28 protein-coding genes are annotated in these 25,638 nt (G+C 26.4%); 10 read left to right on the top strand and 18 right to left on the bottom strand.

Annotated features, from left to right (window positions below; all coding sequences use genetic code 11):
- Positions 1-48: 48 nt before the first annotated feature.
- Positions 49-1,035, bottom strand: a complete 987-nt coding sequence (locus tag RDX53_RS08535; RefSeq protein WP_295676506.1) for a hypothetical protein — start codon at positions 1,033-1,035, stop codon at positions 49-51.
- A 256-nt stretch (positions 1,036-1,291) separates the two neighbouring features.
- Here RDX53_RS08535 and RDX53_RS08530 point away from each other — a divergent pair, with 256 nt between their 5' ends.
- A complete protein-coding gene (locus tag RDX53_RS08530; protein ID WP_295733031.1) occupies positions 1,292-1,729 on the top strand; it encodes an HD domain-containing protein in 438 nt (145 codons plus the stop codon).
- A gap of 133 nt (positions 1,730-1,862) precedes the next feature.
- A complete protein-coding gene (locus tag RDX53_RS08525; RefSeq protein ID WP_195931810.1) occupies positions 1,863-2,186 on the top strand; it encodes a hypothetical protein in 324 nt (107 codons plus the stop codon).
- A gap of 111 nt (positions 2,187-2,297) precedes the next feature.
- Here RDX53_RS08525 and RDX53_RS08520 read toward each other — a convergent pair whose 3' ends face one another.
- Positions 2,298-3,266 (bottom strand): alpha/beta hydrolase, encoded by a 969-nt coding sequence (locus tag RDX53_RS08520; RefSeq protein ID WP_307993970.1) that lies wholly within the window; start codon positions 3,264-3,266, stop codon positions 2,298-2,300.
- Positions 3,267-3,498: 232 nt separating this feature from the next.
- On the opposite strand from RDX53_RS08520, the gene RDX53_RS08515 reads away from it, so the two are divergent.
- Positions 3,499-4,161 (top strand): hypothetical protein, encoded by a 663-nt coding sequence (locus RDX53_RS08515; protein WP_295761381.1) that lies wholly within the window; start codon positions 3,499-3,501, stop codon positions 4,159-4,161.
- A 148-nt stretch (positions 4,162-4,309) separates the two neighbouring features.
- Here RDX53_RS08515 and RDX53_RS08510 read toward each other — a convergent pair whose 3' ends face one another.
- The 3 genes from RDX53_RS08510 to RDX53_RS08500 form a co-directional block, all read right to left on the bottom strand.
- The gene (locus RDX53_RS08510; RefSeq protein ID WP_295574003.1) at positions 4,310-4,840 is read right to left on the bottom strand and encodes a glutathione peroxidase; all 531 of its coding nucleotides are present in this window, start codon (positions 4,838-4,840) and stop codon (positions 4,310-4,312) included.
- A gap of 136 nt (positions 4,841-4,976) precedes the next feature.
- Entirely contained in the window at positions 4,977-5,453 is a 477-nt protein-coding gene (locus tag RDX53_RS08505) for a glutathione peroxidase (RefSeq protein WP_295676498.1), read from the bottom strand.
- A 91-nt stretch (positions 5,454-5,544) separates the two neighbouring features.
- Entirely contained in the window at positions 5,545-5,982 is a 438-nt protein-coding gene (locus tag RDX53_RS08500; RefSeq protein ID WP_295761384.1) for a MarR family winged helix-turn-helix transcriptional regulator, read from the bottom strand.
- Positions 5,983-6,244: 262 nt separating this feature from the next.
- Between RDX53_RS08500 and RDX53_RS08495 the strand changes: the two genes are divergently transcribed.
- Together RDX53_RS08495 and RDX53_RS08490 are read left to right on the top strand one after the other, a co-directional pair.
- Complete coding sequence (locus RDX53_RS08495) at positions 6,245-6,829, top strand: class I SAM-dependent methyltransferase (RefSeq protein ID WP_195931101.1); 585 nt, start codon at positions 6,245-6,247, stop codon at positions 6,827-6,829.
- A 278-nt stretch (positions 6,830-7,107) separates the two neighbouring features.
- Positions 7,108-9,012, top strand: coding sequence for an endonuclease MutS2 (locus RDX53_RS08490; RefSeq protein WP_307993969.1), 1,905 nt, complete (start codon positions 7,108-7,110; stop codon positions 9,010-9,012).
- Positions 9,013-9,055: 43 nt separating this feature from the next.
- Here RDX53_RS08490 and RDX53_RS08485 read toward each other — a convergent pair whose 3' ends face one another.
- The 7 genes from RDX53_RS08485 to RDX53_RS08455 form a co-directional block, all read right to left on the bottom strand.
- Positions 9,056-10,057 carry a serine/threonine-protein kinase gene (locus RDX53_RS08485; protein WP_295761390.1) on the bottom strand — a complete coding sequence of 334 codons (1,002 nt, stop codon included), beginning with the start codon at positions 10,055-10,057 and terminating at the stop codon, positions 9,056-9,058.
- Positions 10,048-10,371 (bottom strand): hypothetical protein, encoded by a 324-nt coding sequence (locus tag RDX53_RS08480; RefSeq protein ID WP_195931098.1) that lies wholly within the window; start codon positions 10,369-10,371, stop codon positions 10,048-10,050. The genes RDX53_RS08485 and RDX53_RS08480 overlap by 10 nt, the downstream gene beginning before the upstream one ends.
- A 116-nt stretch (positions 10,372-10,487) precedes the next feature.
- Entirely contained in the window at positions 10,488-11,459 is a 972-nt protein-coding gene (locus tag RDX53_RS08475) for a S8 family peptidase (RefSeq protein WP_195931097.1), read from the bottom strand.
- A 230-nt stretch (positions 11,460-11,689) separates the two neighbouring features.
- Complete coding sequence (locus RDX53_RS08470) at positions 11,690-12,214, bottom strand: 3'-5' exonuclease (RefSeq protein WP_307993968.1); 525 nt, start codon at positions 12,212-12,214, stop codon at positions 11,690-11,692.
- 11 nt (positions 12,215-12,225) lie between these two features.
- A complete protein-coding gene (locus RDX53_RS08465) occupies positions 12,226-13,596 on the bottom strand; it encodes an aldehyde dehydrogenase (protein ID WP_307993967.1) in 1,371 nt (456 codons plus the stop codon).
- Between the two features lie 149 nt (positions 13,597-13,745).
- The gene (locus tag RDX53_RS08460) at positions 13,746-14,777 is read right to left on the bottom strand and encodes a 3'-5' exonuclease (protein ID WP_195931094.1); all 1,032 of its coding nucleotides are present in this window, start codon (positions 14,775-14,777) and stop codon (positions 13,746-13,748) included.
- A gap of 275 nt (positions 14,778-15,052) precedes the next feature.
- Positions 15,053-15,916, bottom strand: coding sequence for an ATP-binding protein (locus RDX53_RS08455; RefSeq protein WP_295733015.1), 864 nt, complete (start codon positions 15,914-15,916; stop codon positions 15,053-15,055).
- Positions 15,917-16,154: 238 nt separating this feature from the next.
- Here RDX53_RS08455 and RDX53_RS08450 point away from each other — a divergent pair, with 238 nt between their 5' ends.
- From RDX53_RS08450 to RDX53_RS08440, 3 genes are read left to right on the top strand one after another with little or no spacing between them, the layout of a single operon-like run.
- Positions 16,155-16,361: a spore coat associated protein CotJA gene (locus tag RDX53_RS08450; protein ID WP_195929322.1), complete on the top strand. Its 207-nt coding sequence runs from the start codon at positions 16,155-16,157 to the stop codon at positions 16,359-16,361.
- Positions 16,361-16,630: a spore coat protein CotJB gene (locus RDX53_RS08445; protein ID WP_195929323.1), complete on the top strand. Its 270-nt coding sequence runs from the start codon at positions 16,361-16,363 to the stop codon at positions 16,628-16,630. The genes RDX53_RS08450 and RDX53_RS08445 overlap by 1 nt, the downstream gene beginning before the upstream one ends.
- A 20-nt stretch (positions 16,631-16,650) precedes the next feature.
- Positions 16,651-17,223: a manganese catalase family protein gene (locus RDX53_RS08440; protein WP_307993966.1), complete on the top strand. Its 573-nt coding sequence runs from the start codon at positions 16,651-16,653 to the stop codon at positions 17,221-17,223.
- A 197-nt stretch (positions 17,224-17,420) separates the two neighbouring features.
- On the opposite strand, the gene RDX53_RS08435 is transcribed toward RDX53_RS08440, so the two are convergent.
- Positions 17,421-17,828, bottom strand: coding sequence for a hypothetical protein (locus tag RDX53_RS08435; protein WP_195930258.1), 408 nt, complete (start codon positions 17,826-17,828; stop codon positions 17,421-17,423).
- Between the two features lie 138 nt (positions 17,829-17,966).
- Positions 17,967-18,881, bottom strand: coding sequence for an SH3 domain-containing protein (locus RDX53_RS08430; RefSeq protein ID WP_307993965.1), 915 nt, complete (start codon positions 18,879-18,881; stop codon positions 17,967-17,969).
- Between the two features lie 476 nt (positions 18,882-19,357).
- Here RDX53_RS08430 and RDX53_RS08425 point away from each other — a divergent pair, with 476 nt between their 5' ends.
- Positions 19,358-19,561 carry a DUF3955 domain-containing protein gene (locus RDX53_RS08425; protein ID WP_195930256.1) on the top strand — a complete coding sequence of 68 codons (204 nt, stop codon included), beginning with the start codon at positions 19,358-19,360 and terminating at the stop codon, positions 19,559-19,561.
- A 64-nt stretch (positions 19,562-19,625) separates the two neighbouring features.
- Here RDX53_RS08425 and RDX53_RS08420 read toward each other — a convergent pair whose 3' ends face one another.
- Positions 19,626-20,060: a dUTP diphosphatase gene (locus RDX53_RS08420; protein ID WP_295677123.1), complete on the bottom strand. Its 435-nt coding sequence runs from the start codon at positions 20,058-20,060 to the stop codon at positions 19,626-19,628.
- 178 nt (positions 20,061-20,238) lie between these two features.
- Between RDX53_RS08420 and RDX53_RS08415 the strand changes: the two genes are divergently transcribed.
- Positions 20,239-22,425 carry a DNA topoisomerase gene (locus RDX53_RS08415; protein WP_307993964.1) on the top strand — a complete coding sequence of 729 codons (2,187 nt, stop codon included), beginning with the start codon at positions 20,239-20,241 and terminating at the stop codon, positions 22,423-22,425.
- Positions 22,426-22,515: 90 nt separating this feature from the next.
- Here RDX53_RS08415 and RDX53_RS08410 read toward each other — a convergent pair whose 3' ends face one another.
- The 3 genes from RDX53_RS08410 to RDX53_RS08400 all read right to left on the bottom strand — a co-directional run bounded on the left by RDX53_RS08410 (position 22,516) and on the right by RDX53_RS08400 (position 25,452).
- Positions 22,516-22,905: a MerR family transcriptional regulator gene (locus RDX53_RS08410; protein WP_307993963.1), complete on the bottom strand. Its 390-nt coding sequence runs from the start codon at positions 22,903-22,905 to the stop codon at positions 22,516-22,518.
- 65 nt (positions 22,906-22,970) lie between these two features.
- Positions 22,971-24,008, bottom strand: a complete 1,038-nt coding sequence (locus RDX53_RS08405) for a LarC family nickel insertion protein (protein ID WP_307993962.1) — start codon at positions 24,006-24,008, stop codon at positions 22,971-22,973.
- Positions 24,009-24,276: 268 nt separating this feature from the next.
- On the bottom strand, positions 24,277-25,452 hold the full coding sequence (locus RDX53_RS08400; RefSeq protein ID WP_295761402.1) for an aminotransferase class V-fold PLP-dependent enzyme: 1,176 nt from the start codon (positions 25,450-25,452) through the stop codon (positions 24,277-24,279).
- Positions 25,453-25,638: the final 186 nt, after the last annotated feature.

Below are 25,638 nucleotides of genomic sequence, written 5' to 3'. Positions count from 1 at the left end.
TTATCCTCTATATTTTTTTGTAATATATTATAACTCATATAATAATCACTACCTTTGCATATGTATTTTTAACTGATATAAATTTATTTCATGTTCAGATTTTTTTGTATAAATTAAAATTTTGCAATCTGTATTTATATCTTTGTTTTTATTTTTAGATTTAAACTTATTTTTACCTTGTATAAATATAGATGAGTTAAATCTCATCATCTTGTTTTTAAAAATTTTGCTTAGAGTTTTGTTTATTGAAGGGTTTAGTAAATCTCTGCATTTACCTATTTTTATAGTGGAATTTTTATTGTTATATATATCGTATTTATATATATAATCTAAATCTTCTATATAGTATATATTTAGTAATTTTTTTAAATAAACTTCATCTTTTATACTTTGATTTATACTTATTTGATTTTCTTTATGTTCTATATTATTTTTAATATTAGGTTTTGTTTTGATAAGATAATCTTCATATCCTAAAATATAAAAAAATAAGTTAATTTCATATATACTATAAATTTTTATATTCAACCTTTGATAAACACTTAAAGGAAATCCATCATCTAAAAATTTTAGATATGATTCAAATTTATCATCATTAAATATTTTTACTATATCAAGATTTTTATTTAAAATATTTTCTTTTTTATATTTTTCAGCATCTAACTTAAATATATCATATAATTCATCTATAGTTTTAAAATTATAAATATTGTGAGCTGTTTCTCTATCTTTTAAAGTATTAGTTGATTCAGGTATGTTTTCCTGTATATTGTCTTCTTTTATTTTAAAATCTCTGTTTGTAGTGTTATCTAAATTAATATCACTTCCAATGACTTCTTTAAATACTTCCTTAATTAAAGAATCTTTATAGTCGTATTTTTTTATTTGATTTATATTATTAATTAAATTTATCTCTCCTAATTGTTTTAAGTTTTTTTCTATATCTTTTATATCATGTTCATTTATTTCTTCTTTATTATTTAAGATATCTTCAATTTGCTTATATTTATCCCTTGAGTATTCTAAATTCAACATAATCCCCCCTGAATTTATTTTATAAACTTTATTTTATATATTTTCAGATATCACCACCTTAAAATACTAATTTTTAACTTAATATTTCTTATATTATACTATATTATTTCTTATTTTTTATTTGACGCTGTCATTTAATATATTATTTATACAAAAAACTATATTCTCCATAAAATCAATAATCCCTATATTTTTCACAAAAATAAAAAAACATAGGATATAATATACATAAATTTATATTACAGGAGGTAAACAAATGTTATCTTATAATGAACAGTTTCAATTAGCACTAGAACTAGCAGTAAAAAAACACAAAGGTCAAACTGATAAATCCGGCAATCCATATATACTACATCCTCTGCATGTAATGGAAAATGTAAAAAGTAAAGATGCTAAAATCGTAGCTATACTCCACGATGTAATTGAAGATACTGATGTAGATTCTGAGTACTTGCTTGAAATTGGACTATCACAACATATCGTCGATACTGTTGTTTTGCTTACAAGATATGATCCTAAACAAGATTATCAAGAATATATAAAAAATCTAAGCTCTAACAAATTAGCAAAAGAAGTCAAACTTGCTGATTTAATGCACAATATGGATTTAAAAAGACTTCCATCTTTAACTGAAAGAGACTTAGATAGAAATAGAAAGTATCAAATAGCATATCATTATTTAATAAATTGTTAATCTGTATAAATATAATATTTCATATAAATTATAAATCTGAATTATATGTATTAAAATTCACACGAATTCCTATATATTCATATGATATAATGTAATATATAGGAATTTTATTTTTATAAAAGGGGGTAAATAAATGGACTATAATTATTCAAATAATCATGAAGATAATTTTCAAGATGAATCTGCTGAAGTTATAGGTTATTGTGAAATTTGTGACTGTGAAATAAAGGCGACGGATAAGTACTATCATTTTTATGACTACGATATGATATGTCCTAAATGTGCAAAACTGAGTTCTGTTGCCAAATGTGAAAAATGTAACACTTATTTTAAAATCGGCGATTTAACAAAATATGAATACAATTCCGAAATACACTACTTCTGCAACGTCGATAAACCAGAAGACAAAGTCACAGCAAATCATTCTGATAAAACTATTTCATCTGAACAAATTTAAGTTACAAAATACATACCTTATAAATACCGCATAAAAATATTTAAAATAAAAATATTCCCACCTGAGATATAGTACTTTCTCTTGTGGGAATATTTATTTTATATTAAGCAATTAAATTTCGATATTTTCATTTATAAAGTTAAAAACTTTATCCCAATATGCATCTGGGTCGTAGTCCTTCGCTTCAGCATGTCCTGCTTGTTCAACTATATATAAGTCCTTTTTACAGTTTGCAACATTATAAACTTCGTATACCATATCAGTTGGAACAAAGTCGTCTTTTCCACCATGGATAAATAACATCGGCTTTTTACATTTTTTAACTTGTTCTAAACTAGATGCCTCTGTAAAATCATATCCAGCTTTTAAATTTGCTACTGTACTAGATATATTTAATATCGGGAATGCAGGAAGTGAAAATCTTTTATCTAATTCACTTTCAAATATATCCCATACACTAGTATATCCACAATCTTCTATGTATCCAACTACATTATCCAAATTATCTCCTGATGTCATCATAGTTGTAGCACCACCCATAGATACTCCATGAAGTATTATTTTAGATTTTGGGTCGTTTTTTACTATCCAATCTATCCAACATGATATATCTTCTTTATCTAACCAGCCCATACCTATATATTCACCTTCGCTATTTCCATGAGCTCTATTATTAGGAAGTAAAACATTATATCCCTCTTTGTAGTATTTTTCAGCATAAGACATCATATTATCGTTATTTGATTTGTATCCATGTATTAAAACTACCCATTTATCAGTTTGTTTTTTTTGAATTTTATATTTAGCTTTTAACTTTAATCCATCATTGCTTTTAATTTCTGCAGATGATGTAGTATTTTTGAATTTTTCTCCCTTTTTCATTTCTTTAGTTTGATTTGATTTTATAATATTTTGGGCATCTTCTTTTATATTAATCTTATCTTCTTCATTTATTTCTCTATTTACTGAGTCACTTACTGGTGATAGCGCATAATTTACAAAATAATCTCCTATAGCATATCCTACACCCGTCAATGCTAATAAAATTACTATAATTCCTATTACTAATTTCTTTTTCACAATATTCCTCCTTAAAATCATAAAATATTTTTTATATAAAATATTTTGATTATCAAAATTTATGATTCACTTATTAAAATATACATGAATAAAGATTAAATTTCAATAAATTTCTTCAAAGATTATATATTATTTTTTATTGAAATTTATTCCATTCACTTTATAATACATAATATGTATATAAATTTTGGGAGATTTTTAAAATATTATATTATAGAAAGGACTTTTTATTATGCCAGCATGGAGTTTTCATATAAAATTAGCTACTGAAATTTCAAATACTTTAGCTTTAAATAAAGAAGAAGAAAATCTTTTTATACTTGCAAACTTAATTCCAGATATTAAATCAGGTTTCTTAATACCTATGGATAATCCAATCTCATCAAAATTCTCACACTATTATATTTATAAAGATGAGCTTAGCTTGCCAGATTTACAAAAGTATAAAGATAGATATTGGGCGAAAAACGATATAATCTCTACAGGTATCTACTGCCATATACTTTTAGATTATTATCTAAATAATTTATTAAAAGAACATTATTTTATTTATAATAGTGAAAATATTATCATAGGAATGAAGACCTTAGATGGTGTTTTTTATGGAGATAGGGAGTCTTGCATTAAGTTCAAACATAAAAACTTCAATCTTATTGCAAAGTATTTAGATATAGAAAATAAATTTACATTTCCAAAGAAAAATATCGACATAAAAACTGATAATGGAGTATATACAATTACTCCAAGTGATATTGAGCTTACTGAAAAGTGGATTTATGAAAATTATAAAAGTCAAATACCGACTTTTCCCAAAAATGAATTGTTTACAGAAGAATCTCTAAATAAATTTTTCGATGATTCCAAAAAGTTTGTACTTCGACATATTAAAAGTTAAAATATTATTTTTGTATAAAATAATAGGAGATATTGTAGATAATATAAAAATTCTACAATATCTCCTAAATTTTTTATTGTATATATTTTTGATTTTTTCTATATTTACTATTCTTATTTTTACTAAACTACTTTTCTTAAAGTTTGTCTTACAATAATTTTTCTATTTCTGTTTCTATTTTTTCTGGATCATCAGTTGGTGCAAATCTTTTTATTACGTTTCCATCTTTATCGATTAAGAATTTAGTGAAATTCCATTTAATATCATCACCGCTCGTATTAAATCCTTTTGAGCTCAAAAATTCGTATAGCTCTTGAGATTTTTCGTCTTCTGTAGCACTTGGTGCTTGCCCTCTTAAGTATTTATATACTGGATCCGCACCTTCACCATTTACGTCTATTTTTGAGAAACGTTTGAAAGTTGTACCATAATTTGTTGTACAGAAATTTTTTATTTCTTCATCAGATCCCGGAGCTTGTTCAAAAAATTGATTGCATGGGAAATCTAATACTTCAAAGCCTTTGTCTTTATATTTATCATATAATTTTTGAAGCCCTTCATATTGTGGTGTAAATCCACAACCCGTAGCAGTATTAACTACTAAAAGTACTTTTCCTTTATAATTATCTAAGGAAGTTGTTTCGCCGTTTGTATCTTTAACTTTATAATCGTATATCATATTTTTCTCCTTTATATTTATTAATTATTTACTTATAATCCTTTTTTATTATTTGTAAATTTAACTAAAAAATACATCAATATCTGATTATAATTTTTATTTTTAAGAATTTCATTTGAAATATTTTAATGCTAAATTATTTTAATAAATCTTTTATATCACTTTCTATTTTGCTCGGTTTTACAATTGGAGCATATCTTTTTACTACATTTCCATCTCTATCTATTAAAAACTTTGTGAAGTTCCATTTTATATCACTTCCCATTATTCCACCTTGTTGATCTTTTAAAAATCTATAAAGTGGATGTGCATTTTTCCCGTTGACTTCTATTTTTTCAAACATATTAAATGATACTCCGTAATTTAACTGGCAAAATGAATGTATTTCTTCATTGCTCCCAGAGTCTTGTTTTGCAAATTGGTTGCATGGAAAACCTAGTATCTCTAATCCTGAATCTTTATATTCTTTATATAAATTTTCTAATTCTGCAAATTGAGGTGTAAAACCACATTTACTAGCTGTATTAACTATTAAAACTACCTTTCCTTCGTAATCTTTCATTTCTACTTCTTGTCCATTTATTTTTTTTGCTTTAAAATCGTAAAATTTCATTTTTCTTCTCCTAAAATATATTTTTATTTACAATTAATTTATTTAAATTTAATTTAATTCAATTAATTTGTGTTATTTTTTAGTTAGACAATTACTTGCCTAACTGCTTTAACATTTTGTCTAAACTTTTCTTTAAGTCAATAAGTTCATCTACTTCCAAACCATTTATTTTACAGTACATTTCATCTGGAACTTTTTTTATGTCATCTTTTAAATCGATTGCTTTTTGAGTTAATTCTACAATTACCATGCGGTCGTCGTTTTTATCTCTGTATTTATTTACAAGACCCATACTTTCTAGTTTTTTTAAAACTGGAGTAAGCGTTCCGGAATCTAAATAAAGCTTTTTAGCTACTTCTTTAAATGGCGCTTTTTCAAGCTCCCACATAGCTAACATAGTCACATATTGAGTATATGTTAAGTTGTATTTTGATAATACTGGCTGGTACATTTTTATCACTTCTCTTGAAAGTGCATATAGAGAAAAGCACAACTGATTATCTAATTTTAACTTATCGTATTCTGACATATTTACCATCCTTCCAACAGTTTAGTAAAATTTAATTGATATAAATTGATTATATTTTCAATTAAACTTTAAGTCAAGTATTTTTTTAATATTTTAATTTTTTATCTCAATTTGTTGAAAATAGACAAGCTCTAATTAGTTGCATTTTCTAACTTTCTATATTATTATTTAATTAAGATTTTGTCAAGCCAGGAAGGTTACTTGCTTTCGTGGCTACTTTTTTCAAAATGTTAATTATTGTGCAGTAAGGAGGGAAATTTTCATGGATTATACACAATTTTTAGATTCAAACTCAATTAACTGGGATTATACAAAAATAATGGACATCTGTAAAATAAGCTATATTTTAGATCGATTTTCTATAAAGGAAAATGATAAAATCTTAGATGTAGGAACTGGTACAGGAATGTTGATACCATTTGTTCATCAACACAATCCAAAAGGTAATATAAAAGGTGTAGATAAATCACTTAATATGATTGAAATTGCTAAAGAAAAATTTAAAAATGTACAAAATATAGAGTTCCAATTAGCTGATGTCGAATCAGATGATATAAAAGGTACTTTCGATAAAATAATACTCTTTTCAGTCTTTCCACTATTAAAACACAAAATAAGTACTACAAAAAAACTTATCGAAAATAATTTATCAGATGATGGAAAACTATTAATAGCTCATCCAGAAAGCAGAAAATCACTAAACTCATATATAGGAACAAATGCTCCAATATATACTCCAAAACTTTTAGATATTTATCAACAAAGAAATATGTTTAGACAGGCAGGATTATATGTAGAAGAAGCTTTTGAAAATGATCGTATATATTATATAATACTACATAAATAATTTTATTCTAATTTATATAAATATATTACGATTTAAAGTATAATTTTTATGATTTAGGAAAACTTATTTATAATTGTTTTTTATTATATTAAAACAATTTCTATTATATTAAATAATATACAATTAAGAATTTCAAATAAATTTAATAAAAGGAGAATGCTTTTTGAATAAAACTTATAATTTAGAAGTGGTGCTTCTTAGTAAATAAGGAGTACAACTTAAAAACTCCTTATTTACTAGGTTATATAAAATAACTTATATAAATAAAGGAGCCAAAAATGAATAATACTACATTAGAAAAACTACAACTAAATGATTTAAAGGAATTACTCAAAGTCTACTGTGTAAGTTCTCTTGGTAAAGAACTTATAGACAAATTAACACCTAAGAAAAATATCAATTCTATAAATACTATACTAAATGAAAACAAAGACGCTAGAAATATATTAAATAATAGTACACATATTCCACTTGAAGGTGTATTTAATTTAAATCCATTAATAGATAAATTAGAAAAGGGAATAACCTTAAATACTGAAGATCTTATGAAAATAGAAGCATTCTTACGAGGATGCAATAAAATAAAAATTTTCATGAAAAATATGAGCTTTTATGGTGAAACACTCTCTTCTTATGCATTAAATATAACAGATTTAAGTTTTATTTCAGAAGAAATAAATCACTGCATAAAATCAAATAAAATAAATACGAATGCTTCAAGCCAGCTTAAAAAAATAAGAAAAAGCATTGAGGCATGTGAAGATAAAATAAAAGAAAAGCTTAATAAATTTTTAACTTCAAGTTCAAATAAAAAATATATACAAGAATTTTTAATAAGTAAAAGAGATGATAGATATGTTATCCCTATAAAATCAACTTATAAAAATTATGTAAACGGTACCATCTTAGATATTTCCGCAAAAGGAGGTACCGTATTTATAGAACCCGATAATATATCAAAATTCAGCACTCAACTTATTTCACTTAAATCAGAAGAAGCTATTGAAGAATATAAAATACTATCGTATTTAACAGAATTAATTTTTGAAAATATAAACGAAATAAAAATAAATCTAGAAGTAATTTCTACTTACGATATGATATTTGCAAAAGCTAAGTACAGCCTAAATAATAACTGTATAACACCAGATTTAAATAATCATGGCTATATTAAATTAGTAAAAGCTAAACATCCACTACTTAAAGGGGATATAGTTCCTCTTGATTTTGAAATTGGAGAAAAATACAGAAATTTAATAATAACAGGCCCTAATGCTGGAGGAAAAACAGTAACACTAAAAACAGTCGGCATTCTCGTCTTAATGACACAATGTGGAATTGATATTCCTGCTGAAAAAGGAACTTCAATATCAATTTTTGAAAATATATTTGTCGATATAGGAGACGATCAAAGTATCGAAAATGCACTTAGCACATTTTCTTCTCATATTAAAAATATAGCTTCCATAATCAACAAAAGCAACAAATCTACTTTAGTACTTCTAGACGAAATAGGAAGTGGTACTGAACCAAATGAAGGAGCTGCTCTTGCAATAGCTATATTAGAAGAGTTATATGAAATGGGATGTATAACAATTGCATCAACACATTATGGTGAATTAAAAAAATACGCCACTATACACCCTGATTTTGAAAATGCAGGTATGATGTTTGATAAAGATACATTAGAACCTCTTTATAAATTGACCATAGGGCATTCCCAAAATAGCAATGCTTTATTTATCTCTAAAAAAATGGGAATCAAAGACAAAGTCCTAAAGAAAGCTGTTAATTATATAAACAATAAAGATTATGAAATAAAATTAATTGATAACAACAAAATAAGAACTGAAACTCCAATAAACAATAAACATACTACTACTTTTGATTATTCTGTAGGAGACAAAATAAAACTTTTAGACAAAGATGATTATGCAATAGTATATTCTCCTATCGATAAATTTAATAACGTTCAAGTTTTATATAATAACGAATTTATAACAGTAAATGTAAAGAGAACTGAACCTTACTTAAAAGCTAAAGATTTATATCCAGAAGGTTATGATTTAAATACTTTATTTACTTCTTTTAAAAAAATCAAATTAAACAAAGATATTGCAAGGGGTTCAAAAAAAGCTCTCAAAAAAATCCAAAAGGAAATTAAAGAGAAAAATAATAAATAATTAAAAAATGAGGTTGTTGGATAAATAATCAACAACCCCATTTTTAATTGTCTTCTTTTATAATCTTTCTAATATATCTAAATCCTTGCGAAAATTTCTCAAAACTTTGTTCAAATTCACCCTTTGTTTTATAATTTACTCTCCAAATTCCATCTTGTTTATACATTACAATTTTTTTATTTTCTTTTATCCATCTATAAATGTTATCTTCTCTTTCATATCTCCAATCTAAGTTAGTATTTACTCTTGCCATATCATTTAAAATTTCTAATACACTTTGATATCTATCATTTGGATCTAAGTTTAGACATTTTTCAGTTATTTCAATTAGTTTCCTTGGTATATGTGGGTAGTATTTTTTTCTGGCTGGGAATTCACCATTTACTATAGCCATTTTTAATTCGGGTAGATTTTTTCGTTTTTTGACTTGGCGATTGTATTCTTCTTCACCATTACACATTCTATATAAAGTGTTTCCAAATTGATAAATATCAATACGCATATCTACTTTTGAACTATAACATTGCTCTGGCGCAATATGTTTATAGTACACATTTTTTAGTTTGCCTACTCCATCTGAATTTATATTTATAGAAGACCCAAAATCAGCTAAAACTGCACAATTATAATCATCAATTAAAATATTACTCGGCTTTATATCACAATGTAAAATTTGATTTTTATGAATATAATAAATTCCACTTAATATATCTAGAGAATACTTTACTATTTCTCTTACAGTTAAATTTCTATTTTGGAGTATATCTTGTAGAGAGCCATTTTTATAATATGGCATAGATATATATATATTATCGTCATCATAAGTAGCATAATTTACTTTTACTATATTTTTATTTTCTATATCTTTAATTTTTCTTACTTCATCAAAATACTTACTACTTTCTTTTATAGTGTTTTTATCTATTTGTTTTAACATAAAAATTTCTTTTAATTGTGTATCTTCTACTATATATAAAGATGAATTGGCTCCATGTGACTGCACTTTTTTTATAATCTTCATATTTAACTTTGATTTTATTTCCATTTTTCAACTCCCCTACTTATAAATAATTCTTCTAATACCCCTTCCATCTTTATTGCCTCTTCCATATCATCTAAAATTTTCTTAACATCCTCATTATTTTCTAAGTCTCCAATATGAATTTTGTAGTATTTGATGTTATCTTCTTCGATAAAAATAGACACTAAATTTCTAACATAATTCAACTTTTGGGCTGTATTATAACATCTAGGCAAGACTATTTCATCTCTTCTTATTACTTTTTTAGTATTAGAAAAATATCTAAAAATGCTGAATTGTATCTTATCCGTAAGTATATCCATATCAATATATATCATGATTTTCAACTCCCCACTTTATATTACTATATAATATGAGGCTCAAATTCAAAAGATGAACCATTTTATTATTCTAAAAAAATAGTTCATCTCTTATATATATTTTAATATCTTACTTATCTCGGCTTTAAATACACAAGTCCATTTCCCTGTATTGTTCTAGGATATTCAAGTGTTTTTGTAAATTTTATTAGTTGCGCATACAACTCATCTGCTGTAAGTTCTCTCTGAAATACATCATCTGACCAGTTTTTGAGAAGAGCTAATGTCCCTGTAACATGGGGGGCTGCCATACTAGTTCCACTAAGACTAGCATATGTGTTATTTGGAAAAGTTGAAATAATATCAACACCTGGAGCAACACAGTCTATAACTAAATTTGCATTTGAAAAATATGCTGGAACTGCTTTTTTATTTACTGCTCCTACTGATATTACATCTACATATGCAGCCGGATATGAATATTCAAAATCATCATAATCACCATCACCTTCATTACCTGCTGCACATACTACAGATATTCCATTTTTAATTGCATTTTTTATAGCTTTTTCTAATTTATCATCACTAGTTGGCATTCCAAGAGACATAGATATTATATCTACATTTAAATCAGTAGCATAATTAATCGCATTTATCACCCAACTCGCCTTTCCAGAGCCAGTTCTATCTATTGCTTTTAATATATATAGCTGAGCTTCTGGCGCAACTCCAATCAAAAAATTCGAATAATTTTTTGCTGCTATAGTTCCTGCAACATGTGTCCCATGACCAATTCTATCTGTTACTATGTTGGGATTTTTCATATCTTCAGGGGTAAAGTTTCTTACACCTGCTATCTTATCTTTTAAACTTACATGGTTAACATCACAGCCTGAATCTATAATTGCAATTTTTACTCCCCTTCCTGTATAAGAAGATTTCCACATATTTGGTGCTGCAATCATCTTCACCCCATATGGAGATGCATTATTTCTAAGTCTAAAATTTTCTCCATTTTTAATATAAGGAATTAATCTTACTTGAGGATCATTTTGTTCTATAGAATCTTTTTTCAAATTATTGTTATTTAGTTTATTACTTTTCATATATATCCCCCATTTCAATATACTAATTCAAATATAATCAAGTAGTATTACTATTTTAATAACATTCTTTATTTAATATATTACTTACAAATTTGCTTTGTTCCTATAGTCTTTGAGGTATCTAAATCTTAACATAATGGGCATTTATTTTTATAAATATAGTTTACTATCTCAAATTAGTTTTATTTTATGAATTTTATTTTATATAAAAAAATGGACCTAAGTCCATTTTATTCTACATCATCTTTTATTGTTAAAAATAATTTTGCTGTCGCTAGTGTATCACTATTTGCTCTATGCGCATGTTCATTTACTATATTGTAGTATTTGCATGCAGTCTCTAACTTTTTGTTTTTACCTTTATAAGATTTACATTTTTTTAGCATTTCTAAAGTACATATATGATTATTTATAGGTTCTAATCCTAGTAAATCAAGATAGTAATTTAAAAATTTAAGGTCAAATTTTGCATTATGAGCTATTATTGTTGTATCACCTACATACTTTCTGAAGTTTGGTAAAACAGTTTCTAAACTTTGTTCATTTTCTATCATTTCATTAGTTATACTTGTTATCCCAGTTATATGTGAAGGTATTATACCTTTTGGCTTTATAAGTCTTGAGTAATTTCTGCCTATTTGGTTGTTTACTATTTCAGTAATACCTATTTCTATAATTTCACACCCACTAAAAGGGTCTAGTCCAGTTGTTTCTAAATCCACAACAATATATTTATCGTCTGTATATTTACTCATTTAAATCTCCTTTATTTTAAAAATAATTTTAATAATTTCATTTTTAAATCGTTATAAGGCATATACCTTATAGGTAGGTCAATCCAATTGTATTTCTTTACAATCGATTTTTCATGTGTAAAGGTATCAAAACTATATTTTCCATGGTATGAACCCATTCCACTATTTCCAACTCCACCAAAAGGCATTCTTGATGTAGCTAGTTGTATTATTGTATCATTTATACATCCGCTTCCAAAAGATATATTTTTCAAAATATCAGCTTCTACTTTTTTATTTTTAGTAAATAAATAAAGTGCTAGAGGTTTTTCTCCCTGCAAAATAATATGTTTTACTTCTTCAATATTATCAAAAGTTATTATAGGAAGTATAGGTCCGAATATTTCCTCTTGCATTATAGGCGAGTCTAAAGTTATTTTATCCAATATAGTTGGCTCTATTTTTAATAATTCTCTATCTATATCGCCTCCATAAATTACTTTTTCGCCTTTTATTAAGTTTATTAATCTATTAAAATGTCTTTCATTTATTATATTTGTATAATCTTCATTTCGTAACGCCTCTTTAGTATAAAATAATCCTATATATTCTTTTAAGTATTTTACAAATTCATCTTTTACACTATTTTGAAGTAATAGATAATCTGGGGCTACGCAAGTTTGCCCTGAGTTTAAGTATTTACCAAATACTATTCTCTTTGCTGCTACTTTTAAATCCGCACTTTCCTCCACTATACAAGGACTTTTGCCTCCTAGCTCTAATGTTACAGGAGTTAAATTTTGTGCTGCTTTTTTCATTATTATTTTGCCTACTGTTGGACTACCTGTAAAAAATATATAATCTAGTTTTTCTTCCAACAATTCTGTTGTAACTTCTTTATCTCCATTTACTACAGTTATATACTCTTCTGGGAAAGTTTCTGCTATCATCTCAGTTATAACTTTTGATGTATGTACTGAATCCTCAGATACCTTTAATATTGCACAATTTCCCGCTGCAATAGCTCCAATTAACGGTTCTATACATAATAAAAATGGATAGTTCCACGGAGATATTATCAGTGCAACTCCATAAGGTTCTTTTTTTATAAAACTTTTAGAGTGAAATTGACTTATCGGTGATAAACCCCTCTTGTCCCTTGCCCATTTCTTTACTCTTTTTTTTATAAATGTTAAATCACTAAGTGTAATTCCAATTTCAGTCATATAAGACTCAAATTTAGATTTATTTAAATCTTTTTTTAATGCTTCTTCTATTTTACCCTCATATTTATTTATAGCTTTATATAATTTATTTAGTGATTCTATTCTGAAATCTATATCTTTAGTTTTTCCTGTTTCAAAAAAGCATTTTTGTTTTTTGACTAATTCACTTATAACCATATAATCACCTATCAAATTTTTATTAGATTTTAATTATTTCTATAATTGAAATTATACCATAATATATATAGATATACTAATTTAGTAGTATTTAGATATATTTTTTACATTAAAAAAATCTTCTCGAGGAAGATTTTTTATCAATTAGCTTATGTCAAACTTTCAGCCGGCTCAAATTCTACTTTTATATCTATAAAGATGTTTTCATATTCCATATCTTCAATAAATAAATCTAAAATATTATCCATCTCGTCTTCATATTCTTCTTGACTTAATTTATATAAAAGTGCATCTCCATATAAATCCATTAAATCAAGATAAAAATTATTTAAAACATAGAAATAACCATCTTTTATGCCTCTTAGCTTATCTACAGTATCCAATTTTTTCATTATGTCTTTTACTAAGTCTATATTTCTAACTTTTATTTGTCTAGTTGAATATACATATCTCCCAACCATAGACAATATATCTATAGATAGTTCGTCAATAGTATAGTTGCCTTCATTATGATATAAATATCTTTCATAATCTTTTATTTTAGAATCTATACTAGTATCTATTTGATTGTAAGGATTTTTATTTATATCTTGAATTATTAAATAATTTCTTATATCTTGGTCTTTTTCTAAAACTTCATCTAAGATATGTAAATTGTACGCATCATATAAAGGGTCATGTGCATCTCCACTAAACTCTGTATTTGATAACTCTAATAAGTGAGTTAGAGATATATAGTTCATACACTTAATTCCATATCTTAAATATTTCTCTTTTATGTCTACAAAAAAACTTTGGATATTGTTTAAAAATCGAGGATGGTTATTTTTCTGTGAACTTATTCTATCCGTATTTTTAAAACAAGTTAAATCTAAATTTCCAAAAGTGTAAATCCCCTCTATTTCATCAAAATTTCCCAACCAATGTTTAAATGATCTCATAACACTCTCATAAGTAGGAGCGTTTTCCAAATCTTCAGTTGTAATATGTGTTAATTCTTCTATATGAGGATAAACTGTCTTTGTAAAAATAGGTTTTATTAACGACTTAAACTTTTCTATTTCTTTAGTTTTTGTATCATACTTTATAGCCCCGATTGCTATTAAATCAGCTTTAAATCCTTCCCTTTTATTTTTAGCATTGTTCATGTTCATTTCAAAATCCATATATATTTTCTTCATACAATTCCCCCAATCATAAGAAAATATTCTAATTAAATTTATGCTATACCTTTTATTAAAACACATTTTTTAAAATTATATCCGTACTTTTTAAAGATATATAATTTTCCATGTATTATAAACTTTTATTATATTTTACCACAAAATTTTAAAGTAGTTTATATAATATTATAATGTAATACTTTCTTTTAAAATTATATGAATATAAAACCCAAAAGTACATTTCTATTATAAATAAAAATACTCCCGTAAAACGGGAGTTATTTTATTTATATCTAGTCTTCAAATTTTTCTAAGAAAGAATGTCTAACACCATCTTGTTCCCATCCTAAAACTGAATCAAGATATACATTGTTAGCAGCTTTGAATATTGATTTTTCAACTTCTTGATATTCTTCACCTAGATTTTTAATAAGTTCTTTTATTTCGTATCTCTTATTACCTGTTTTCTTAGCAGCAACCATACATGCACAGTTAAGTGGCATAATTCCACTACTTTGTATAAATCTTATTATACTTTCTTCTCTTATATAGTAAAGAGGTCTTATTATTTGCATTTTGTCGTAGTTGCTAGATTTTAATTTAGGTAACATAGTTTTAAAGTTACCTGCACATAATAAGTTAAGCATTGTAGTTTCAATTACATCATCAAAATGGTGTCCTAATGCTAATTTATTACAGCCTAATTCTTCTGCTTTGTTGTATAATGCTCCCCTTCTCATACGAGCACACATATAACATGGATAATCTTCTGCTATTTCACCTGCAACATCAAATATATTTGTATCAAATATTGTAAGTGGTATATTTAAATATTCACAGTTTTCTTCTAATAACTGTCTTATATTTTTATGGTATCCTGGGTCCATAGCTAAAAATACTAAGTCAAATTTAACTTGTCCGTGTTTTTGTAATTCTTGGAACATTTTAGCCATAAGAAGACTGTCTTTTCCACCAGAAATAGCTACTGCTATTTTGTCTCCTTCTTCAACTAATTGATAATCTTTTATAGCCTTTATAAATTTAGACCATGTATATTTTCTATATTTTTTTATTATACTTTTTTCTATTTCTCTTAAAGGCTTTTTTTCTTCCGTAGGCATAATTATTTTACAGCCTTCACCTGCTAATTTACTCATTAAATCACCTCATCAATTTAAAACATGAAATTAATTTTATCATATTTCATAATATACATTCAAGTCTATAAACCTTCTTTATTTCTTACTTTTAAGTTCGCAATAATTTATACATTAATTTTTATATATACAATTTGTATATTCCTATATCTAATGTAACATTTTAACCCGCTTTTAATATTATATATTAAGGTAGATATTACTTATTCTATCATATCATCAAGGAGGTTTAAACATAATGGAAAAAACTAGAGGTATAAAAACTAATTGTGGTGACCAATTGGCAAGACCATATGTAAATAATCAGACTCTAACAAAAATGTATAACTTATGTACTGCTTTAAAATACGGTAGCTTATTCCCAGAATTATACTTATTTAATTCTGAAAATTACAATGCTTACCTTTATGAATCACCAAAAAATAGATTGGGAGGTAGAAGATAATGAGACAATCAACTTGTAGATACGACCTTATAAAAGCCGTTATGGAATTAGGTTTTGCTGCTGTAGATATGAATTTATATTTAGATAATAATCCTGAAGACAAAACTGCCGTAAACACTTACAATTCTTTTGTCTCTCAATATGCAAAAGCTAGATGTGCCTATGAAAAACAATACGGCCCTTTAACAAATTTTGGACACGCTCCAAGTAACTGTCCATGGCAATGGGTTGACGAACCTTGGCCTTGGGAAAAAGAATTTTATATGTAAAAAATAGGAGGATTTAAATTATGTGGATTTATGAAAAAACACTAGAATATCCAGTAAATTTGAAGTGCCGCGATCTTAGAATGGCTAAAGTTATAATGGCTCAACTTGGAGGCCCAAATGGTGAATTAGCTGCCGCACTTAGATATTTACAACAAAGATATACTATGCCTACTGGCAAATCAAAAGGATTATTAACAGATATAGGTACTGAAGAATTAGCTCATGTTGAAATAATATCATCTATGATTTATCAATTAACTGATGGAGCTACTCCTGAAGAATTAAAAGCTGCTGGAATGGACACTAACTATGCTCAATTTGGTCATGGTATTCAACCAACAGATTCAAATGGAGTTCCATTTACAACTGCTTATATAAATGTATTTGGAGACCCTGTTACTGATTTACATGAGGATATGGCTGCTGAACAAAAGGCATTGGCGACTTATTATCAATTAATCAATTTAACAGATGACCCTGATATAAAAGATGTGCTAAGCTTTTTAGGTCAAAGAGAAATCACTCATTATCAAAGATTCGGGGAAGCTTTGATGGATGTTTATGATTATACTGATTGTAAAAAATTTTTCTAGAAAATATTAATTATCTTAGCTTTTATTTGAGCTAACTTTAAAACACTAGATATAGTATATCAAGTGTTTATTTTTTTATAAAATTTATATTAAAAATTTCATTAACATAAAAATGATAACAGAAATTATTTTATGTATAGGTTTAAAGTTCTATTATCATTTTTAAGTTAAAATTCTATATCATATGTGCTTTTATACTAGATATATGATAGTATACTTAGTTTTGTTTTTTCGCTAAGTGTTGTAAATTTTGATATACTTTCACTTTCTATATCACTTAAATACTGCATGTAAAATATTAATTCTTTTATGTCATCGCTTTCTGGTCTATTGTAATAAGAAAAGTATAAGTTTTTTAGATATTTTGTATAGCATTTATTTATTCTTATAGTGACATACCCCTTAGATTCTTTTTTTAGTGCATTTTCGAATAATAAGTGTAGTCTTTTATATGCGTATTCATATTCTTTATTTATAAATAAGTCTTCAAATCCATCTTCTATAGAATTTTTTATATTAATTATTTTATCTTTAGTTAAAGCTAAATTAAGATAATAATTACTTCGGCTATACTTATATTGATAAAAGTCAATTATTTCAGCCATCTAATCACTCCTTGCATATAATTTCTTATTTACTATTATTTTCAAAATTATATGAATTTAATACAAAAAATATATTTATTTTCAAAAAAAGAGACTAAGTTTTTAGTCTCTAAAATAATTTACTATAGTATGAAATTATTATAATACACGTTTTGCCCTTACAAATGCATTATTATAATAATTTGTAAAGTCAGAAATTACTACTTTACCTTTAGTTGAAGACGAATGTATAAATTGATTTGAACCTATATATATACCTACATGAGATACATTACCATCATTAGCACCATCTGTATCAAAAAATACTAAATCTCCTACTTTTAAGTTGCTTTTACTTACAGTAGTTCCGTAAGTACTTTGATCTAATGATGTTCTAGGTAAAGTTATGTTTGCACAATTTTTGAATACATAATATGTAAATCCAGAGCAATCAAAACTACTTGGTCCTTGCGCTCCCCAAACATATGGTTTTCCTAAAAGTGATTTTGCATAACTAACTAATTTACTAGCTGATGTTGAAGTGCTCGTAGTATTAGAAGAAGTACTTGATGATGTCTGTGAGTCACTTAAATACTTAGCTGATACATATCCAGTAGTAGAGCCTTCTTTTATCTTTGACCAACCATTATTTGTAGATATTACCTCTACTTTTGTATTCGTACTAATTGATTTTATTATTGAATAACTTGTCCCAGGTCCACTTCTAACATTTAGTGATGTACAATTTACATATTTAACTTGTGTGTTTGAAGTAGTACTTGTTTGAGCTACATATTTAGAATATACATATCCTGTTTGACCATTGTACTTAACTTTTGACCATGAATTTGTCTCACTTATATATTCTACCTTATAACCTTTATTTAACTTTCCTAATGATGCATAATCAGTAGACGGTCCTTTTCTAAAATTAACATCATCTCCAGTTATTACTCGATACTCTACACTGTCTGCATATGCTACTTGACTTTCTTGCATTAAAAAGCTAGATGTCGGTAAAAGTGCCGCTGTTACTGCTGCTGTTGTTATAATATTTTTACTTGTAAAATCCATATTTCTTTAATGTAATATCAATGTTTAAGATATTACAAATCCTCAACTCCTCCCATTTATCCAAAGATTTTTTAATCTTTGAAAAACACATTTTAATAAATTTCATATTATCTAAAGTCTATGAAATTGTATTCCTCTTTGTTTTTTATAATTTAATTTTATTTTTCATTTTAAATATTATTATACCCCTTCCCTTTTGTCCATAAAAATAAAACAATAACTTTAATTACCATGTATATTTTTTCTTTAGTTACCTATTTTTTATATTAAGTTCCCCTATTTGATAGATTATTTTACTTAATTATAATAAGCATCAAAGATAGATGCGCTCTATCACTTAATGATAATCAATATATTTTTATTGTTTTTCAATAATCAAATATTGTTTTTTGATGTTCATCCTGATATTATATAAAAAAATGCAATTAATTCAAAATATAAATTAAATATTTAATACTTATAAGGAGGATTAAATTATGAAAAAATGTGTAATATTATTACCTTTTTTAATTTCATTTGGGTGTGCAATTACTTATAACATAATTGGATCTAGAGTTTTATCTGATGGTACTTTAGACGAACCATTCTTTTTAGTCCCTATTGAGTGTTTTTTCTTTCTTGTAGGAATATTACTTTTATTAATACAACTGATTTTATTTGTTATAAAAAGATTATTTTAAGAAAAATATTAAAAGGGCTGCTATATGAAAATCCCATATAACAACCCTTTATTTATATATAAAATTATTTTGTACCTGTACTTCCGAATCCGCCTCTATTGTCAGCTTCCATTTCTTCAACTTCATTGAAAACTAAAGTTGGTTGATTTTTTTGTATTCTGAATTGGCATATTCTATCGTTAACTTCTATTTTAGTGTCTCTAAGTGCAAACACTGGCATACGCCACCAGTCATTTGGTCCACAATAAGTATTATCTACTATACCACAGTGGTTAGTTTGGATTATACCCCATTTTTTGAAAGTACTACTTCTTGGTACTATATGAGCTTCATATCCTTCTGGTAATTGCATTGCTACACCTAAGTGGATTAATTTAAATTCACCAGCTTTTAATTCAACTTCTTCTGCAGCTCTTAAATCTATCCAGTCAGATTTTCCATCTATGTATTCTAATCTAGTTATTTCATCATTAAGATATTTTATTTTAATTTCTTTCATTATTATCTCTCCTTTTATTTTGACTAAATAATATTATAAATAAATTCTTTTTTTACTTCAAGCTATAAATTAAGTGCCTATATAAAACTTAACTTGACAATATAAATTTAAACCCCTTATCTTGAAATTTAATTCTTTTTTGTGATAACATAAAGAGTATTTAAAAAGGAGGTTCCTTATGAAAGTAATACTTGCAGAAAAACCATCTGTCGCAAAAACTATCGCTTCTTTCTTAGGAGCTAAGACTAGAAGAGATGGCTATTTTGAAGGAAATGGATATATTGTAACATATGCATTTGGTCATCTAGTTTCTTTGTATGATATGAAAGATTATGACAAAGAAAAGTACTCTGGCTCTTGGAAAATGGCTAATTTCCCATTTATACCAGCAGATAAATTCAAATTTAAAGTAGATGATTCAAAACAAAAACAATTCAACATAATAAAAGAACTTTTAAATAGAGAGGATGTAGAATATGTAATAAATGCAACAGATAATGACCGTGAAGGAGAACTTATCGCATTTTTAATATTCTTACTTGCTAAAAATAAAAAACCTGTTAAGAGAATTCTAGTAAATGAATGGACACCACAAGATATAACTAGAGGACTTGAGAATTTAAAAGACGAAGAAGATATGAGAAATCTTCAAGCAGCTGGATATACTCGTCTTATTACAGACTGGCTTATAGGTATTAATTTTACATCAGTTGCAACATTAAAATATGGAAATGGAAAACTTTTAAATATCGGACGTGTTATTTTGCCTACTGTCAAACTTGTATATGATAGAGATATGGAGATTAAAAACTTCGTTCCTAAAACATACTTTGAAATTGAAGGTAATTTTAAGTGCACAAACGGTACATACAAAGGTAAGTTGATAAAAGGTAAAGAAACAAAATTTGATACTGAAGAAGAAGCTATGGCTGTTATCGATAGCATTAATTCTAAAGAAGGTGTTATATCATCTAAAAAAGTAACTAAATCTAAAGAATATGCTCCAAAATTATTCAGTTTGACTTCACTTCAAGGTCATATTACTTCTAAATACTCTCATTTCACATCAGATAAGGTTTTAAGCGTTTGTCAATCTCTTTATGAAGGTAAAGGCAAAGGTGGATATATCACATATCCTAGAACCGATTCTGTTTATTTAGAAGAGAGTTTAACTGATAAAGCTAGCCAAACATTAAATAGATTAAAAAGTGGTCTTCCTTATGAAGATAAAATAAAATTTGCAAAAACTAATAGGGTTTTTGATTCATCAAAAGTTGATAGTCACAGTGCCATTATACCTACATATATAGTGCCTAACTCATTGACTCCTGATGAACAAATAGTTTATCAAGCTATCAAAGATAGATTTATTGCAAACTTTATGCCACCTGCTGAATACGAAAATACTGAAATTAAAACAGATGTAGACGACAGTGTTTTCTTAACTAAAGGTAAAGTTCTAAAAGTTAAAGGATATTTAGAAGTATATAATAAAGAGCAAAAAAATGACCTACTTCCTTCTATGGAAAAGGGCGAAAACGTAGAGGTTTTAGAGATTTTACCGCTTAAAAAACAAACTACTCCACCTAAATCTTATACTGAAGATACATTGCTTAAAGCTATGAAAAACTGCGGTAAAAATGTAGATGATGAAGATTTAGTATTAGCAGGCTACTCTATCGGTACATCAGCAACTCGTGGTGATGTACTTAAAAAAATTGCCCAAGTTGGATATGTTAATAAAAAGGGTAAATCATATTATATAACTGATTTAGGAATTAATTTAGTTGAAATCTTCCCTGTAAAAGACTTATTTGACGTCGATTATACAGGGAAACTAGAAAAAAGTTTAAGTGATATTCAAAAGGGACAATTCTCTCGTAAAGAATATCTTCTTAATATAATGAATTTCATTGTTAAAAATGTAAACTTGATAAAATACGATTCACCTAAAAAGATAAATACGGATGCATATGTTTATGATCCTAAAACTAAAAAGGCTTTATCAAAATCACAATTAGAAGCACAAGAAGCCAAAAAATCTAAATTAACTTCTAAAAAATCTGATTCTAAATCTGATAATACTTCACTTGGAAAATGTCCAGTATGTGGAGGAGATGTTGTTGAAACTGAAAAAGGATTTTTATGCACAAATTATCAAACTTGTAAGTATGGAATTTTTAAAGATGATAAATACTTAGCTTTATTTAAGAAAAAACCTAATAAAACAATGATTAAATCGATTCTTAAAAAAGGTGAAGCTAAGGTTAAATCACTTACTGATAAGAACGGAAATAAATTCGACGCTATACTTACATATCAAAAAAATCAAAATGGATATTTTAGTTGGTTTATTAAGAGATAAAAAGTTGGAAATTATAAATTATCATAAAATCAGATAATATATAATTTCATTATAATAAAAAAGGGCTGCCTGTTGACAGCTCTTTTTTATTTACTCTTCTATTCCATTTCTCAATTCTTTTTCTTTTTTCATAATAAATTCGTCGTATGTTTCTATTTTGCTATTTAGATAATTTAACATTTGTTGTAATTCATCAATTTTATCTTGAAGATGTTCTTTTTGTTCTAATAATAAATCTTTACGAACTCCAGCAGTATGTTCTCCTTCTTGTAAAAGAGTTACATATTCTATAAGTATTTCTATAGGCATACCTGAATTTCTCATGCATTTTATAAATTTTATCCATTTACAATTTAAGTCTTTATAATCTCTATTTCCACTTTTGTCACGATGTATTTTTGGTATTAATCCTATACGCTCATAATATCTAAGTGTATCTGCTGAGATGTTTAATTTTTTGCTTACTTCTGCTATTCTCATAATTTTTCCTCCTATGTTATAATATATCTTTTACTTATATTTTATATTATAACCAAGTTAATTTTCTATATTTCCTGTCCCATTTTGTATGCCTCATCTATTATAAACTGATAAATTTCTTGATACGATTTACCAGTTTTTTTGCATATTTCAACTATGCTATTATATTCTGGATAAATACGCTTTTCATCTTTTAAATCACATAGTTTTATTTGAACTTTGCCTAAAGGTGTATCTATATTTTTAATCTCTGTCTTTAGCATAGTCATTTCCATCTTTTGTTTGCGTATACCTATAGTTGTCGTCTCTTCAAATATAATTTGCTCAAATTTTTCAACATCTTCTTCTCTACAAATTACATTTAATTGGTAAGCTGGACGGTTTTTCTTCATAAAAACAGGTATAAAATGAACGTCTTTTGCACCTTGGTTTAATAATTTTTCAACTATATAACCTAGAGCTTCCCCGCTACAATCATCTATATTGCTTTCTAATTTGTATATATTGTGATTTTTGTTTGAATTATCTTTTATTATCATAGCCCTTAAGATTCCTGCTTTTTCGTATTCTCTTTTTCCAGCACCTATACCTATTTTTTCTATTTTAAATTTATCCGACAATTTTTTACTTGTCTTTATTGCTGCTACTTCGTGAAAATGCACATCTTCTATTGAAACACCATGAGCTTTAGCTTCAGCTTTTGCAAGTATTTCAAATATATTATTTGCTATTTTTTTAGCATTTTCTGTCATTTTTGCATGGTCTATTATATGCAAAATTTGTTTTAAATTTGTATGTTCATGGCTATGACTATGTTGATGTTCATCATGACTATCAGCTTTATTTTGTTCATCATTAGAATCAGTGTGGCCATGAAGATAATTCATATCATGATCATGGTTATCTTTGTCTAATATCACATCAAAGTCACATACATCTAAGCCACTTTTTAAAACCCTACTTATTTTTATTTTAAATCCATCTATAGGTAAACTATTTAGTGCATATTCTAAAACCTTTTTATCTGCACCTAAATCTAATAATGCCCCTACTGTCATATCCCCACTGATTCCACTATAACATTCTAAATAAAGTTTATTCATATATTTCCTCCATTTAATACCCCATTTTACTTCCAAATCACATCTAAATTTTGAATTATTATTTTTACTTTTAAATTTTTTATCAATTATCTTTTCTCTAATAATAACTTATCACTTAAAGTTAACTTCAAGTCAAGTTATTATTTAAAAGTTTTTAATAAAATTTCACATAAGTAGAATTTATAAAAAATATGCTTGTCTTATAATACAATAAATAATGTATTTTAAAACAAGCATAACTTAAATTTTTATTTAATTTTAATATAATCTAAATAATATCTTCCCCTTGTCTTAAATCATCTAAAATAGTTTTTATAGCATCAATACATATATCTACTTCTTCTTTTGTATTAAAATGACTAAATGAGAATCTAACAGTTCCTTGAGGGAATGTATTTAATGTTTGATGTGCTCTTGGCGCACAATGCATTCCTACTCTAGTCATTATTTTATACTTACTACTTAAGTAGAATGAAACTATACTATTATCAAATCCTTCAAAATCGATTGATACAACTCCAAGTCTACCTTCTACAGTCTTTTTACCAGCAACTTTTGCACCTTCTATTTCTTTAACTTTATCTAAGAAGTATTTAGTTATTTCCATTTTTTCATTTCTCATATTATCTATTCCAGCTTCTTTTAAATAAACTAAAGCTTGGTGTAATCCTATTATTCCAGGTAAATTTAAAGTCCCACTTTCAAATCTATCTGGTAGGAAATCTGGCATTTCTTCTGAATCTGATAAACTTCCTGTCCCACCACTTATAATTGGATAGATTAATCCTTCTAATTTATCACTTGATATAAATCCACCAATACCTTGAGGTCCTAATAGACCTTTGTGTCCAGTAAATGCAAGAAAATCTATATTAGCTTTTTGCATGTCTATATTTAATATACCAGCAGTTTGGGCAGTATCGACAGCATAAACTAATCCTTTTTCTTTGCATAGAGCCCCTATTTCTTCTATTGGTATTATTGTTCCACATACGTTTGATGCATGTGTTGTTATGATAGCTTTTGTATTTTCTTTTATATATTTTCTAAAGTCATCAGCAGTTATACTTCCTTCTTCGTCACAAGGTACAACATCAAATTCTAATCCTAATTCCTTCATTTGAACAAGTGGTCTCATAACTGCATTATGTTCGACACTTGTTACAAGAACGTGATCATTTGGCTTTAAAAATCCTTTGATGAAGTAATTTAATGAGTAAGTTACACTAGGTGTAAAAACTACATTTTTTGAATCAGGAGCGTTAAATAAATCTTTTAACATTTCTCTTGTATCTAAAACAGCGCTACCTGCCTCATAAGCACCTTCATAACTTCCTCTATTTATATTAAAAGCACCATTTTCTATAAATTCTCCCATAGCTCGTCCTACATTTGGCGCCTTTGGGAAAGATGTACTTGAATTATCAAAATATATATCTTTCATTTTTTAACTCCTTTTTATTTACTGTTTCGTTTATATTTTTAAATATTTTTTTCTCTACGATCCTTTTGTTTTTTAGAACCTTTAAAGATTTTCTATAAAAATAATGTTCTATTGGAACTATCAACCAATTTAAAAGTGTTCTCATAATTACAGATTAGGCAACTTTTCTTTTTAAAAATAATATTA

The sequence above is a fragment of the uncultured Intestinibacter sp. genome (genome assembly GCF_902468165.1).
Taxonomy (GTDB): domain Bacteria; phylum Bacillota; class Clostridia; order Peptostreptococcales; family Peptostreptococcaceae; genus Intestinibacter.
This window is presented reverse-complemented; position numbering and strand designations above follow the sequence as displayed.

Excerpts from the sequence above, each read along its gene's own strand:
- RDX53_RS08535 (WP_295676506.1), bottom strand. The coding sequence starts at position 1,035 with ATGTTGAATTTAGAATACTCAAGGGATAAATATAAGCAAATTGAAGAT.
- RDX53_RS08530 (WP_295733031.1), top strand. The coding sequence starts at position 1,292 with ATGTTATCTTATAATGAACAGTTTCAATTAGCACTAGAACTAGCAGTA.
- RDX53_RS08525 (WP_195931810.1), top strand. The coding sequence starts at position 1,863 with ATGGACTATAATTATTCAAATAATCATGAAGATAATTTTCAAGATGAA.
- RDX53_RS08515 (WP_295761381.1), top strand. The coding sequence starts at position 3,499 with ATGCCAGCATGGAGTTTTCATATAAAATTAGCTACTGAAATTTCAAAT.
- RDX53_RS08510 (WP_295574003.1), bottom strand. The coding sequence starts at position 4,840 with ATGATATACGATTATAAAGTTAAAGATACAAACGGCGAAACAACTTCC.
- RDX53_RS08505 (WP_295676498.1), bottom strand. The coding sequence starts at position 5,453 with ATGAAATTTTACGATTTTAAAGCAAAAAAAATAAATGGACAAGAAGTA.
- RDX53_RS08500 (WP_295761384.1), bottom strand. The coding sequence starts at position 5,982 with ATGTCAGAATACGATAAGTTAAAATTAGATAATCAGTTGTGCTTTTCT.
- RDX53_RS08495 (WP_195931101.1), top strand. The coding sequence starts at position 6,245 with ATGGATTATACACAATTTTTAGATTCAAACTCAATTAACTGGGATTAT.
- RDX53_RS08490 (WP_307993969.1), top strand. The coding sequence starts at position 7,108 with ATGAATAATACTACATTAGAAAAACTACAACTAAATGATTTAAAGGAA.
- RDX53_RS08485 (WP_295761390.1), bottom strand. The coding sequence starts at position 10,057 with ATGGAAATAAAATCAAAGTTAAATATGAAGATTATAAAAAAAGTGCAG.
- RDX53_RS08480 (WP_195931098.1), bottom strand. The coding sequence starts at position 10,371 with ATGATATATATTGATATGGATATACTTACGGATAAGATACAATTCAGC.
- RDX53_RS08475 (WP_195931097.1), bottom strand. The coding sequence starts at position 11,459 with ATGAAAAGTAATAAACTAAATAACAATAATTTGAAAAAAGATTCTATA.
- RDX53_RS08470 (WP_307993968.1), bottom strand. The coding sequence starts at position 12,214 with ATGAGTAAATATACAGACGATAAATATATTGTTGTGGATTTAGAAACA.
- RDX53_RS08465 (WP_307993967.1), bottom strand. The coding sequence starts at position 13,596 with ATGGTTATAAGTGAATTAGTCAAAAAACAAAAATGCTTTTTTGAAACA.
- RDX53_RS08460 (WP_195931094.1), bottom strand. The coding sequence starts at position 14,777 with ATGAAGAAAATATATATGGATTTTGAAATGAACATGAACAATGCTAAA.
- RDX53_RS08455 (WP_295733015.1), bottom strand. The coding sequence starts at position 15,916 with ATGAGTAAATTAGCAGGTGAAGGCTGTAAAATAATTATGCCTACGGAA.
- RDX53_RS08450 (WP_195929322.1), top strand. The coding sequence starts at position 16,155 with ATGGAAAAAACTAGAGGTATAAAAACTAATTGTGGTGACCAATTGGCA.
- RDX53_RS08445 (WP_195929323.1), top strand. The coding sequence starts at position 16,361 with ATGAGACAATCAACTTGTAGATACGACCTTATAAAAGCCGTTATGGAA.
- RDX53_RS08440 (WP_307993966.1), top strand. The coding sequence starts at position 16,651 with ATGTGGATTTATGAAAAAACACTAGAATATCCAGTAAATTTGAAGTGC.
- RDX53_RS08435 (WP_195930258.1), bottom strand. The coding sequence starts at position 17,828 with ATGGCTGAAATAATTGACTTTTATCAATATAAGTATAGCCGAAGTAAT.
- RDX53_RS08430 (WP_307993965.1), bottom strand. The coding sequence starts at position 18,881 with ATGGATTTTACAAGTAAAAATATTATAACAACAGCAGCAGTAACAGCG.
- RDX53_RS08425 (WP_195930256.1), top strand. The coding sequence starts at position 19,358 with ATGAAAAAATGTGTAATATTATTACCTTTTTTAATTTCATTTGGGTGT.
- RDX53_RS08420 (WP_295677123.1), bottom strand. The coding sequence starts at position 20,060 with ATGAAAGAAATTAAAATAAAATATCTTAATGATGAAATAACTAGATTA.
- RDX53_RS08415 (WP_307993964.1), top strand. The coding sequence starts at position 20,239 with ATGAAAGTAATACTTGCAGAAAAACCATCTGTCGCAAAAACTATCGCT.
- RDX53_RS08410 (WP_307993963.1), bottom strand. The coding sequence starts at position 22,905 with ATGAGAATAGCAGAAGTAAGCAAAAAATTAAACATCTCAGCAGATACA.
- RDX53_RS08405 (WP_307993962.1), bottom strand. The coding sequence starts at position 24,008 with ATGAATAAACTTTATTTAGAATGTTATAGTGGAATCAGTGGGGATATG.
- RDX53_RS08400 (WP_295761402.1), bottom strand. The coding sequence starts at position 25,452 with ATGAAAGATATATATTTTGATAATTCAAGTACATCTTTCCCAAAGGCG.